The 12,977-nt window shown below is 73.5% G+C and carries 7 protein-coding genes and 1 riboswitch; of the genes, 5 read left to right on the top strand and 2 right to left on the bottom strand.

The window, feature by feature from the left end:
• Positions 1 to 34: 34 nt before the first annotated feature.
• Positions 35 to 3,685 (bottom strand): cobaltochelatase subunit CobN, encoded by a 3,651-nt coding sequence (gene cobN, locus ACFVHI_RS21540; protein WP_380341724.1) that lies wholly within the window; start codon positions 3,683 to 3,685, stop codon positions 35 to 37.
• Between the two features lie 301 nt (positions 3,686 to 3,986).
• Positions 3,987 to 4,072, bottom strand: a riboswitch (cobalamin riboswitch).
• A gap of 167 nt (positions 4,073 to 4,239) precedes the next feature.
• On the opposite strand from cobN, the gene ACFVHI_RS21535 reads away from it, so the two are divergent.
• The 3 genes from ACFVHI_RS21535 to ACFVHI_RS21525 are packed head-to-tail and all read left to right on the top strand — an operon-like array spanning position 4,240 to position 7,720.
• Positions 4,240 to 5,580, top strand: a complete 1,341-nt coding sequence (locus ACFVHI_RS21535; protein WP_380341721.1) for a hypothetical protein — start codon at positions 4,240 to 4,242, stop codon at positions 5,578 to 5,580.
• Positions 5,577 to 6,203 (top strand): precorrin-8X methylmutase, encoded by a 627-nt coding sequence (locus ACFVHI_RS21530; protein WP_063350072.1) that lies wholly within the window; start codon positions 5,577 to 5,579, stop codon positions 6,201 to 6,203. The genes ACFVHI_RS21535 and ACFVHI_RS21530 overlap by 4 nt, the downstream gene beginning before the upstream one ends.
• A complete protein-coding gene (locus ACFVHI_RS21525; RefSeq protein WP_380341719.1) occupies positions 6,200 to 7,720 on the top strand; it encodes a precorrin-2 C(20)-methyltransferase in 1,521 nt (506 codons plus the stop codon). The genes ACFVHI_RS21530 and ACFVHI_RS21525 overlap by 4 nt, the downstream gene beginning before the upstream one ends.
• Positions 7,721 to 7,820: 100 nt before the next feature.
• On the opposite strand, the gene ACFVHI_RS21520 is transcribed toward ACFVHI_RS21525, so the two are convergent.
• Positions 7,821 to 9,560 (bottom strand): TIGR03767 family metallophosphoesterase, encoded by a 1,740-nt coding sequence (locus ACFVHI_RS21520; RefSeq protein ID WP_079136030.1) that lies wholly within the window; start codon positions 9,558 to 9,560, stop codon positions 7,821 to 7,823.
• A 401-nt stretch (positions 9,561 to 9,961) separates the two neighbouring features.
• Here ACFVHI_RS21520 and ACFVHI_RS21515 point away from each other — a divergent pair, with 401 nt between their 5' ends.
• The gene (locus tag ACFVHI_RS21515; protein WP_380341800.1) at positions 9,962 to 11,146 is read left to right on the top strand and encodes a cobalt-precorrin-5B (C(1))-methyltransferase; all 1,185 of its coding nucleotides are present in this window, start codon (positions 9,962 to 9,964) and stop codon (positions 11,144 to 11,146) included.
• Between the two features lie 137 nt (positions 11,147 to 11,283).
• Positions 11,284 to 12,813 (top strand): UDP-N-acetylglucosamine 1-carboxyvinyltransferase, encoded by a 1,530-nt coding sequence (locus ACFVHI_RS21510; RefSeq protein ID WP_380341716.1) that lies wholly within the window; start codon positions 11,284 to 11,286, stop codon positions 12,811 to 12,813.
• The last annotated feature ends 164 nt before the right edge of the window (positions 12,814 to 12,977 follow it).

The raw sequence follows: 12,977 nt of genomic DNA, 5'->3' as shown, positions 1-12,977 counted from the left end.
GGACTACGGGAACACTGGTGGCCACCCCCGTGGCTCAGCCCTCGTCGCCCTCCAGGTCCCCCTCGGTCTCCAGGAACGCGGCCTGCAACTGCGCGATCAGCTCCGGGTCGGGCTGCTCCCAGAGCCCGCGGCTGGCCGCCTCCAGCAGCCGCTCGCTGATCCCGTGCAGCGCCCACGGGTTGGCGCCGGTCAGGAACTCCCGGTTGACCGGGTCGAGCACGTACTCCTGGGTGAGCTTCTCGTACATCCAGTCCGCGACCACGCCCGTCGTGGCGTCGTAGCCGAACAGGTAGTCCACCGTCGCGGCCATCTCGAACGCGCCCTTGTACCCGTGCCGGCGCATCGCCTCGATCCAGCGCGGGTTGACCACCCGGGCGCGGAAGACGCGGGCGGCCTCCTCGGTCAGCGTCCGGGTGCGGACCGTCTCCGGGCGGGTCGAGTCGCCGATGTAGGCGGTCGGCGCCTTGCCGGTGAGCGCCCGGACGGTGGCCACCATGCCGCCGTGGTACTGGAAGTAGTCGTCCGAGTCGGCGATGTCGTGCTCGCGGGTGTCGGTGTTCTTCGCGGCGACGGTGATCCGCTTGTACGCGGTCTCCATCTCCTCGCGGGCCGGCCGCCCGTCCAGTCCGCGCCCGTAGGCGTAGCCGCCCCAGACCGTGTACACCTCGGCCAGGTCGGCGTCGGTGCGCCAGTCCCGGCTGTCGATCAGCTGGAGCAGGCCCGCGCCGTAGGTGCCCGGGCGGGAGCCGAAGACGCGGACGGTGGCCTTGCGCTCGTCGCCGTGCACCGCGAGGTCGGCCTGGACGTGGGCGCGCACGAAGTTCTGCTCCGCGGGCTCCTCCTGGGCGGCGGCCAGGCGCACCGCGTCGTCCAGCAGGGCGACCACGTGCGGGAAGGCGTCGCGGAAGAAGCCGGAGATGCGCAGCGTCACGTCGATGCGCGGGCGGCCCAGCTCGGCGAGGGCGATCGGCTCCAGGCCGGTGACCCGGCGCGAGGCGTCGTCCCAGACCGGGCGGACGCCGAGCAGGGCGAAGGCCTCGGCGATGTCGTCGCCGGCGGTGCGCATCGCGCTGGTGCCCCACAGCGACAGCCCGACCGAGGGCGGGTAGGCGCCGTCGTTGTCGGCGGTGTACCGCTCGACCAGCGAGGCGGCGAGCGCCTGGCCGGTCTCCCAGGCGAGCTTGCTCGGGACGGCCTTCGGGTCGACGGAGTAGAAGTTGCGGCCGGTCGGCAGCACGTTGACCAGGCCGCGCAGCGGCGAGCCGGACGGCCCGGCCGGGACGAAGCCGCCGCGCAGCGCGTGCAGCACGGCGTCCAGCTCGTCGGTGGTGGCGGCCAGCCGCGGCACCACCTGGGTGGCGGCGAAGGTCAGCACCTCGTGGACGGCCTCCGGCAGCCCGGCGGCGACCTTCCCCACCGCCTCGACCGCCCAGTCCTGCGCCTCCATGGCCTCGACCAGGGCGCGGGCCTGGGCCTCGGCGGCGTCGGTGGCCCCGAGGGTGAGCGCGGCCTCGTCCAGCCCGAGCGCCTCGCGCAGGCCCGGCAGCGCGCTGACGCCGCCCCAGATCTGGCGGGCGCGCAGGATGGCGAGCACGATGTTGACCCGGTCGGTGCCGGCCGGCGCCTGTCCGAGGACGTGCAGGCCGTCGCGGATCTGGGCGTCCTTGATCTCGCACAGCCAGCCGTCGACGTGCAGCAGGAAGTCGTCGAAGCCGTCGTCCTCGGGACGCTCGTCCAGACCGAGGTCGTGGTCCAGCTTGGCGGCCTGGATGAGGGTCCAGATCTGCGCGCGGATCGCGGGCAGCTTGGCCGGGTCCATCGCGGCGATGTTGGAGTGCTCGTCCAGCAGCTGCTCCAGGCGGGCGATGTCGCCGTAGGAGTCGGCGCGGGCCATCGGCGGGACGAGGTGGTCGACCAGGGTGGCGTGGGCGCGGCGCTTGGCCTGGGTGCCCTCGCCCGGGTCGTTGACCAGGAACGGGTAGATCAGCGGCAGGTCGCCCAGGACGGCGTCGGGGCCGCACTCGGCGGACAGCGCGGCGGTCTTGCCGGGCAGCCACTCCAGGTTGCCGTGCTTGCCGAGGTGGATGACGGCGTGCGCGCCGAAGCCGCCGTCGGCCTGCGCGGCCTCGATCCAGCGGTAGGCGGCCAGGTAGTGGTGGCTCGGCGGCAGGTCGGGGTCGTGGTAGATGGCGACGGGGTTCTCGCCGAAGCCGCGCGGCGGCTGGATCAGGACGAGCAGGTTCCCGGAGCGGATCGCGGCCAGCACGATGTCGCCGTCCGGGTTCTGCGAGCGGTCGACGTACAGCTCGCCGGGGGCCGGGCCCCAGTGCTCCTCGACGTGCTCGCGCAGCCCCTGGGGGAGCGTGGCGTACCAGCGGCGGTAGCCGGCGGCGGGGATGCGCACCGGGTTGCGGGCCAGCTGGTCCTCGGTGAGCCAGTCCTGGTCGTAGCCGCCGGCCGCGATCAGGGCGTGGATCAGGGCGTCGCCCTCGTGGGAGGCGTCGAGGGAGGAGTCCTGGGACGCATCGGAGGAGCCGTCGTTCGTTCCGTCCAGCCCGGGGAGGTCCGAACCCAGGTCCATGCCCTCCGCGCGCAGCCGGTTCAGCAGGCGGATCGCGCTGGCCGGGGTGTCCAGGCCGACGGCGTTGCCGACCCGGGCGTGCTTGGTCGGGTAGGCGGACAGCACGAGCGCCAGGCGGCGCTCGGCGGCCGGGATGTGCCGCAGCCGGGCGTGCTTGACGGCGGTGCCGGCCACCCGGGCGGCGCGCTCCGGGTCGGCGGCGTAGACGGTGAGGCCGTCCTCGTCCAGCTCCTTGAAGGAGAACGGGACGCTGATCAGCCGGCCGTCGAACTCCGGCACCGCGATCTGGGTGGCGGTGTCCAGCGGGGACAGGCCGTCGTCGCTGGCCTCCCACTGGGCGCGCGACCAGGTGAGGCAGAGCGCCTGGAGGATCGGCCGGTCCAGGGCGGCGAGCGCGCCCGCGTCCCAGGCCTCCTCGTCGCCGCCGGCCTGCGCGTCGGCCGGGCGGGTGCCGCCGGCGGCGAGCACGGTGGTGACGAGCGTGTCGGCCTCGCCGAGCGCGGCCAGCAGCTCGGGCTCGGCGCCGCGCAGCGAGGCGCAGTAGTAGGCCCTGGCCTGCGCACCCTGGTCCTCGATCGCCTGGCAGAGCGTCTCGACGAAGGCGGTGTTGCCGCTCATGTGGTGGGCGCGGTAGTAGAGCACCGCGACCGTCGGGCCGTCCTGCGTACGGGCTTCGCGCTCCAGCGGCCCCCAGGCCGGGGCGGAGGCGGGCGGGGCGAAGCCGTGGCCGGTCAGCAGCACGGTGTCGGAGAGGAAGGCGGCCAGCTCGGCGAGGTTGGCGGCGCCGCCGTGCGCGAGGTAGGCGTGCGCCTCTGCGGCGATGCCGGCCGGGACGGTGGACAGCTCCATCAGCTGGGCGTCGGGGGCCTGTTCACCGGTCAGCACGATCACCGGGCGGGGGCCGGCCAACAGCGTGTCCAGGCCCTCCTGCCAGGCGCGGCGACCACCGAGCAGGCGGACCACGACGAGGTCGGTGCCCTCCAGCAGCGCGGGCAGGTCCTCGGGGGTGAGCCGGGCCGGGTTGCCGAGCCGGTAGCGGACCGGGCCCTCGGCGGCGCGGGCACTGAGCAGGTCGGTGTCGGACGTCGACAGCAGCAGGATCATGCGAAGGCCCTCCCGGCCTCGGAGCCGCCCCGAGCCGAAGGGCGCGCCGGCGTGGAAAGTGACGAGTGACGAGCGACGGACGAAAGCGCGTGGCATGCGACGGACGAAGGCGCGTGGCATGCGGCGGACGAAAGCGAGCGACGGCGCGTGACCGGCGACCGAAGGAGCGCCGAGGCGTCGGCGAAGCGCCCGGAGTCGGGCGGGCGTGAGGTGCCCGGGGACCCGGGCGCGGGCATGCGGCAGCGCATTGCTCTTCGAGCCTTCCTCGGGGTCCGCGCCCCGGGCCGGTGGAGGACGGCAGGAGTTCCTGGCTCCCGCGGCCGTCCGGTCTCCCGGTGAACCGCGGTCACAGTGGCGGGACCGCACCGGGCTTGCACCGGTTTCCTCCCCTGCGCCGTCGCTGGCGTGCGGACGGTCCGCGGGGACCGTCCGCCAGCATCGTACGGGGTGCGGCTGACCTGGGGGAGGGCGATCCCGGGGAGGCCGCCCGGAGCGCCCGGGGTGTGAGGCGACGGACAAAGGCAACCGATCGGATCATCTGTATGCTCGCGGCCATGCCACCGACACCCGACGCCACCGCGCCGGGCGCCGCGGTGCCCGACCGGGGGCGCGCGGACGCCTGCCCAGGGGCCCTTCGTCTACATCCGGCCGACGACGGCGCCCTGGCCCGGGTCCGGCTGCCCGGCGGTCTGCTGACGGTCCGTCAGGCACTGGCGCTGGCCGACGCCGCCGAGGCGCTCGGCGACGGCGAACTGGAGACCACCTCCCGCGGCAACGTCCAACTCCGCGGCCTGGCTTCGCACTGCGGGGCCGAACTCGCCGAACGGCTGCGCGCCGTCGGCCTACTGCCCTCGGACACGCACGAACGGGTCCGCAACATCGTGGCCTCCCCGCTCGCCGGGCTCGACGGACACGGCTCCGCCGACGTGCAGGCCTGGGTGCGGGAGCTGGACGCGCGGCTGTGCGCGAGCGACTGGGCGGCCGGGCTCTCCGGCAAGTTCCTGTTCGCGCTGGACGACGGGCGGGGCGACGTCGCCGCGTTCGACGCCGATGTGACATTGATCGCAGGCCCGGACGGGTCGGCGCTGCTGCGCCTCGGACGGGCCTCCCACGGGCGGCCGGTGCCGGCGGGGCAGGAGGTGACGGCCGTGCTCGACGCGGCCCGGACCTTCCTGGACGTGCTGCGCGAGAGCGGGCGCAAGGCCTGGCACCTGCGCGAGGTCCCCGAACTGCTGCCGGCCGGGCCCGTGCCGGTGCCCGCCCTCGCCGGGGCCGCGCCCGCGGTCGGCGTGGTCCGCACGGCCGGCTCGTTCCCCGAGGTGGCGGGCGGCCTGTCGGTGGGCATGCGCTTCGGCCGGGCCGGCGCCGCGCAGTGGCGGGAACTCGCGGGCGCCTGCGCCGGGGAGATCCGGCTGACGCCCTGGCGCGGCGCGGTGCTGCCGGGGGCGCCGGCCGACCGGCTGCCCGCGCTGGCGGCGGCCGGGTTCCGGACCGTGCCCGGCTCGCCCTGGGAGCGGGCCACCGCCTGCACCGGACTGCCGGGGTGCGCCAAGTCGCGGGCCGACGTCCGGGCCGACGCGGCGCGGGCGCTCGATGCGGCGGCCGCCACCGGGAGCCCGCCGGTCGGCGGCCTTCCGGCTACCGGCTTTCCGGTTACCGGCTTTCCGGCCGCGGGCCTTCCGATGGCCGGCCTTCCGACCGCCGGTCTCCCGGTGCACTGGTCGGGGTGTGAACGACGCTGCGGTCATCCGGCCGGGCGGTGGGTGGACGTGCTCGCCACCGGGCAGGGCTACCGGGTGACGGTGAACGGTCCGGCGGCCGCCGGGGCGGCCGTGGACGTGACGAACGAGGAGATGGCCGAGGCGGTCGCCGAGGCCAGGAGGACCACGAAGTGATCGAGTACGAGAAGGACGGCGCGTCCATCTACCGCCAGTCCTTTGCCACCATCCGTGCGGAGGCCGACCTGGCCGCCCTCCCGGCGGACGTCTCCCAGGTCGCGGTGCGGATGATCCATGCCTGCGGGATGGTCGACCTGGTCGAGGACCTGGTGTACTCGCCGGGCGTGGTCGCCTCCGCGCGCGCGGCGCTGCGGGCCGGGGCGCCGATCCTGTGCGACGTGAACATGGTGGCGAGCGGCGTCACCCGCAAGCGGCTGCCCGCCGACAACGAGGTCGTGTGCACCCTCACCGACCCGTCCGTGCCGGAGCTCGCCCGGAAGATGGGCAACACCCGCAGCGCCGCCGCCATGGAGCTGTGGCTGCCCCGGCTGGAAGGCGCGGTGGTGGCCGTCGGCAATGCGCCGACCTCGCTGTTCCGGCTGCTGGAGATGATCGAGGCCGGCGCGCCGCGCCCGGCCGCGGTGATCGGCGTCCCGGTCGGCTTCATCGGCGCCGCCGAGTCCAAGCAGGCCCTGGCCGAGCACCCGTCCGGCCTGGAGCACCTGGTGGTGCGGGGCCGGCGCGGTGGCAGCGCGATCGCCGCCGCCGCCGTCAACGCGATTGCGAGCGAAGAAGAGTGACGGATCGTCAGACCTCTGGTGTCGGCCGGCTCTACGGGGTCGGGCTCGGCCCCGGCGACCCGTCGCTGGTGACCGTCCGGGCGGCCGAACTCATCGGCAAGGCCGACGTGGTGGCCTACCACAGCGCCCGGCACGGCCGGTCCATCGCGCGCTCGATCGCCGAACGCTATCTGGCGGATGGTCAGATCGAGGAGAAGCTGGTCTACCCGATCACGGTCGAGACCACCGACCACCCGGGCGGCTACCGGGGTGCGTTGGACGACTTCTACGAGGAGGCCGCCGCCCGGCTGGCCGCCCACCTGGACGCCGGCCGCGACGTCGTGGTCCTCGCCGAGGGCGACCCGCTGTTCTACGGCTCGTACCAGCACATGCACAAGCGGCTCGCGCACCGCTACCCGACCGAGGTGGTGCCGGGCGTGACCTCTGTCAGCGCCGCGGCCGCCCGGCTCGGCCAGCCGCTGACCGAGGCCGAGGAGACGCTCACCGTCATCCCGGGCACGCTGCCCGAGGAGGAGCTGACGGCGCGGATCGCCGCCGCCGACTCCGCCGTGATCATGAAGCTGGGGCGCACCTTCCCGGCCGTCCGGCGGGCGCTGGAGCGGGCCGGCCGGCTCGACGACGCGCAGTACGTCGAGCGCGCGTTCATGGACGGGGAGCGCATCCTGCCGCTCGCGGAGGTCGAGGGCGAGACCGTCCCGTACTTCTCGGTCGCGGTGCTGCCGAGCAAGGTCGCGCCGCTGGAGCCGGTGGAGCGGCGGACGGACGGCGCGGGCGCGGTGGCCGTCATCGGCACCGGTCCGGCCGGGCCGCTCTGGCTCACCCCCGAGGCGCGCGGCGTCCTCGCCGAGGCGACCGACCTGGTCGGCTACACCACCTACCTGGACCGGGTGCCCGAGCGGCCGGGGCAGCGGCGGCACGGCTCGGACAACAAGGTCGAGTCGGAGCGCGCCGAGTACGCCCTCGAACTGGCCCGCCGCGGGCACAAGGTCGCGGTGGTGTCCTCGGGTGACCCGGGCGTCTTCGCGATGGCCACCGCCGTCCTGGAGGTCGCCTGCGAGGAGGCCTACCGGGACGTCCCGGTGCGGATCGTCCCGGGGATGACCGCGGCGCACGCGGCCGCCTCCCGGGCCGGCGCCCCGCTCGGGCACGACTACGCGGTGGTGTCGCTGTCGGACCGGCTCAAGCCCTGGGACGTGGTGGCCCGCAGGCTGCGCGCGGCGGCCGAGGCGGACCTGGTGCTCGCGCTCTACAACCCGGGCTCGAAGTCGCGCACCACGCAGGTCGCCCTCGCCCGGGACCTGCTGCTGGAGTACCGCGCGCCCGAGACGCCGGTGGTGATGGCGCGTGACGTCGGCGGGCCGACCGAGCGCGTGCGGATCGTCCGGTTGGGCGAGCTGGATCCGGCGCTGGTCGACATGCGGACGATCCTGCTGATCGGCTCCTCGCAGACCCAGGCGGTCGAGCGGGGCGGCGGCGTGAAGGTCGTCTGGACGCCGCGGCGGTACCCGGAGGAGTAACGGGCGAAGACTGACAGATGACAGCTAACAGATTTCATCATCTGTTAGCTGTCATCTGTTTTCTGTTACTTGTTCGCCGCCCGGCGTCCCCGCCTCCCCGTCACCGGGTTGGCTTGGCGATCACCAGCTCCGTGTTGTGGTCCTCGCCCGCGCCCAGCAGCGCCGCCGGCCGGCCGTTCGGGTCGTTGTACGACAGCTCGCGGTACAGCGCGGCGAGGTTGGCGTCCGAGGTGCTGCCGAAGTCCGTGCCGTACGGTGCGGAGGACTCGATCAGCGTCGTGAACAGGGAGAGCGTGCCGTCCCCGTTGTCCGCGATCTCGATGATGCGCCCGTGCTGCGGGTAGTCGATGTGCGAGGCGGTGTTGATCTCCCAGAACGCCCGCTCCGGCACCGCGTGGCCGTGCGCCGTGACCTTGTTCATGTGGGTGTGGCCGTTCACCCACGCGATCACGTTCGGGTAGCGCTGGAGCAGCGCCACCAGCTCGTTGCCGTCGTGCCGCTTCTCGAAGATGTTGCGCGGGTCGGGCAGCAGGTTGCCCATGGTGGTGCTCGTGTGGTGGCTGAACAGGAGGATCACCTCGTCCGTGCTGCCGCCCGTCACCTTGCGTCCGTCGGTGTCGTACCAGTGCCCGCTGTGCGCCTTCAACTGCTGCTCCAGCCAGCGCAGTTGCGCGGTGCCCAGTGAACCGTCCGCGAACCCGGCCTGGTTGGTGGTGTCCAGGCTGATGCCGAGCACCTTCTCCGAGATGCGGAAGGTGTAGTAGAGCTTGCCGCTGCCCACCATGTCCGAGGTGAAACCGTGCCCGTACGGGCCGGCGCCGGTGTGCGCCGGGTTCAGGTGGGCCTTGGCGAACTCCTTGAGCGTGAACGGCCGTCGGCGCTCGTCCGGGGTGATCCGGCGCACCGCGTCGCCGCTCGCGAGCAGCTTCGCGAGCAGGAGCGCGGCGCCGGCCGGGTCGCGGCGCAGCGAGTCCATCAGCCGGGCCGCGTCCGCGTCGTTGCAGCCCTCCAGCTTGTACTGGCCGGTGTAGAGGTCGTTCAGCAGCCCGAGGTCCGGCAGCGAACCCTCAAGGCTGTCATCGTGGTTGCCGACCGTCGTGTACCAGGGCGTACGCAGGCCCGGCGCGTCGAACGGCCGGCCGGCGGCGTCGAGGAAGCCCGGTATCTGCGGGAAGCCCTTCGCCTTGTAGCCGTCGTTGTAGGCGAGTTCGGGGTTCCAGTAGGCGGCGTTGCCCGAGTTCTGCACGCCTTCGTAGCGGTTCGGGTCACCGGTGTTCTGGGCGAGCCGGCCGCCGCCCATGACGGTGAGGTACCAGTCGAGTTCGGCCTGCTCGTGGTTGTCGGTGTTGTCGCCGGTGGCCATCACCATGCTGAACGGCATCCCGGTGTAGGGGCCGCCGTCGAGCGCGTTGACCCGCTCGACGAGGGCCGAGACGCCGCGGGCGTTCAGGGCCTCCTGCGGCCGGTACGCGCTGCCGGTGAACCGGGCCAGGTACTCGAATCGCACCGGGGACTCGGTGTCCACCAGGTGCAGGTCGCTGAACTGGACGAAGCTGGCCAGCCCGGTCCGTCGGTCGTCCCGCCCGGTGCCCGGCGCCGCCAGGTCGCCGCGCACCACCAGCGGCCAGCCCGGCCCGGCCGTCAGCCGCTTGTACCCGCCGGTGCCGACGGGCGTGGCCACCTGGTCGAGCGTGGTGCCCGTCGTCTTGACCGCCCGCGCGGCGGTGGCCGTCAGTGCGCGCTCGCGCTCCGCCGCCGAGGCGAACTGCCCGCCGCCCAGCGACAAGGCCGACCAGGCGGCGGCCACCGACGTACCGGTGAGGAACGTACGCCGACTCATCCCTGCCACAAAAACCCCCACATGCTGATGGCCCGGCCGGACAACCCGGCCGCCGGACCCCGTGTCATGAACCCGCCCTCTGGCGGACCGCCAGATTACTCACTGGTAGGAGCGGGGTGCGAGGCCCGTGCGGAGAACTCTTCGGGAACGCGGGGCAGCGGCCGCTCCCCGACTCGGACACCGGGCCCGCGGGGCCCCGCTCCACCGCCCCCGGTCGGGGCGCGGCCAGGCGAATGGGGGAAAATCGGTACCGACGGCCGGTGCGGCCGCACCTCAACGGAGCCGGAAGCGAGACGCAGGTGGCCAAAGCGGGAGCCGAAGCGGGAGCCGAGGCGGGGGCCGAAGCTGGGGCCGAAGCGGCGGCCAAGGCTGGAGTCGAAGCCGGGGGCCGGGCCGGCCAGCTGAAGAGCAGCGGCCTGCGGCACGGCTGGACCACGGGCGCCTGCGCCACCGCCGCCACCAAGGCCGCGTACACCGCGCTGCTCACCGGTGAGTTCCCGGACCCGGTGGCCATCACCCTCCCCAAGGGCCAGCAGCCGGCCTTCGCCCTCGCCGCCGAGGAACTCGTCGCCGCGGAACTTGCCCCCAGGGCCGGGGGACTGGCCACCGGCGAACTGGCCACCGGGGAGCGGGCCGCCGGGGGCCGAGCCGCCGTCCCGCCCATGCCGGCGAGCGCCATGGCCGCCGTGGTCAAGGACGCCGGCGACGATCCCGACGTCACCCACGGCGCGCTGATCCGCTCGACGGTGCGGGCCGGCGAGCCCGGCGCCGGCGTGGTCTTCCGGGCCGGCCCGGGGGTGGGGACGGTCACCAAGGCGGGCCTGCCGCTGCCCGTCGGCGAGCCCGCGATCAACCCGGTGCCCCGGCAGATGATCCGCGACGCCGTGGCGGAGGTGGCCGCCGCGCACGGCGGCAGCGGGGACGTGGTGGTCGAGATCTCCGTGGACCACGGCGAGGAGATCGCCCGTTCCACCTGGAATCCACGGCTGGGCATCCTCGGGGGCCTGTCCATCCTCGGGACCACCGGCATCGTCGTCCCCTACTCCTGCTCCGCCTGGATCGACTCCATCCGCCGCGGCGTGGACGTGGCCCGGGCGGCGGGCCGCACCCACGTGGCCGGCTGTACCGGTTCGACCTCCGAGAAGGTCGCCGTCGCCGTGCACGGACTGCCTGAGGACGCACTGCTCGACATGGGCGACTTCGCGGGCGCCGTCCTCAAGTACCTCAAGCGCCACCCGGTGCCCCGGCTGACGATCGCGGGCGGCTTCGCCAAGCTGTCCAAGCTCGCCGCCGGCCACCTCGACCTGCATTCGGCGCGCTCCCAGGTGGACAAGGGGTACCTGGCCGAACTGGCGCGGCGGGGCGGGGCCGACGGGGCGCTGGCCGAGGCGGTGGCCGCCGCCAACACCGGGTTGGAGGCGGTGCAGTTGTGCCGGGCGGCCGGGGTGCCGCTGGGCGATCTGGTCGCCGAGGCGGCGCGGGCGACGGCGCTCGGCGTGCTGGTCGGCTCGCCGGTGGCGGTGGACGTCATCTGCATCGACCGCGCGGGCACTGTCGTCGGCCGGGTGGAGCCGCTCGGGCCGTGACACTCTCACAGAATCGCGGCAATACCGCCTGGTGATGTGAAGATCTGACGTTCATACGGGGCGAGAAACGGACAAAAGGAGTGTCACGCCCGCCCCTGGTTCTGTCGCCATCTCAACCATGAGATATGGTCTGGCGAGTGACAGGCGACTACCTCACCCGTATCGGCACCCTCATCCGTACCGCCCGCCAGCACCGCGGCTGGTCCCAGGCACAGCTCGGCGAGGCCCTCGGCACCAGCCAGAGCGCGGTCAACCGCATCGAGCAGGGCAAGCAGAACGTCAGCCTTGAGATGATCGCGCGCATCGGCGAAGCCCTCGACAGCGAGATCGTCTCCCTCGGCTACTCCGGCCCGATGCACCTGAGGGTCGCCGGCGGCACCCGACTCTCCGGCGCCATCGACGTCCGCAGCAGCAAGAACGCCTGCGTCGCGATCCTCTGCGCCTCGCTGCTGACCACCGGACGCACCACGCTGCGCAGCGTCGCCCGGATCGAAGAGGTCTACCGCATCCTCGAGGTGCTCACCAGCATCGGCGTCAAGAGCCGCTGGACCAACGACGGCCGCGACCTCGAACTCACCCCGCCCGCCGAGCTCGACCTCGCGGCGATGGACGTCGAGGCGGCCCGCCGCACCCGCAGCGTGCTGATGTTCCTCGGCCCGCTGATGCACCGCGCCAGCCGCTTCGCCATCCCGTACGCGGGTGGCTGCGACCTCGGCACCCGCACCGTCGAGCCGCACCTGACCGCGCTGCGCCGCTTCGGGCTGGAGGTCGCCACCACCGGCGGCGCCTACCACGCCTCGGTCGAGCCGGGCACCCCGCTGGACCGTCCGATCGTGCTGACCGAGCGCGGGGACACCGTCACCGAGAACGCCCTGCTGGCCGCCGCCCGGCACGACGGCGTCAGCGTCATCCGCAACGCCTCGCCCAACTACATGGTCCAGGACCTGTGCTTCTTCCTGGAGAAGCTGGGCGTGCGGATCGAGGGCGTCGGCACCACCACCCTCACCGTCCACGGCGTCCCGGAGATCACCTGCGACGTCGACTACACCCCGGCCGAGGACCCGGTGGAGGCGATGAGCCTGCTCGCCGCCGCCGTCGTCACCTCCTCCGAGCTGACGATCCGCCGGGTGCCGATCGAGTTCCTGGAGATCGAACTCGCGGTGCTGGAGGGGATGGGCCTCGACTACGACCGGACCCCCGAGTACCGGGCCCACAACGGCCACACCCGCCTGGTCGACCTCACCGTGCGCCCGTCCAAGCTGACCGCGCCGATCGACACCATCCACCCGATGCCGTTCCCCGGCATCAACATCGACAACGTGCCGTTCTTCGCGGCCATCGCCGCGGCCGCCCACGGCACCACGATGATCCACGACTGGGTCTACGACAACCGTGCGATCTACCTCACCGAGCTGACCCGCCTCGGCGCCGACGTCAAGCTCCTCGACCCGCACCGCGTCCTGGTCCAGGGCCCCACCCGCTGGCGCGCCGCCGAGATGGTGTGCCCGCCGGCCCTGCGCCCCGCGGTCGTCATCCTCCTCGCGATGCTCGCCGCCCAGGGCACCTCCGTCCTGCGCAACGTCTACGTCATCAACCGCGGCTACGAGGACCTCGCCGAGCGCCTCAACTCCATCGGCGCGCAGATCGAGACCTTCCGCGACATCTGATCCGATCCGGATCTGAAGCACGATCAGATGGCCGACTGGCCGCACGCGTTGCGGCCGGTCGGCCATTGCGGGCTAGGGGCTCTCTTTCGGATCACGCCGGGCGCGCGACGCCGGAGCACGCACCTCGCCGCGTTGTCGTCGGTCGCCGATACTCCGCATGGACT

Source organism: Kitasatospora sp. NPDC127121 (assembly GCF_042677305.1).
Lineage (GTDB): Bacteria > Actinomycetota > Actinomycetes > Streptomycetales > Streptomycetaceae > Kitasatospora.
The sequence above is the reverse complement of the archived record's forward strand: the minus strand, read 5'-3'. Positions and strand labels throughout refer to the sequence as shown.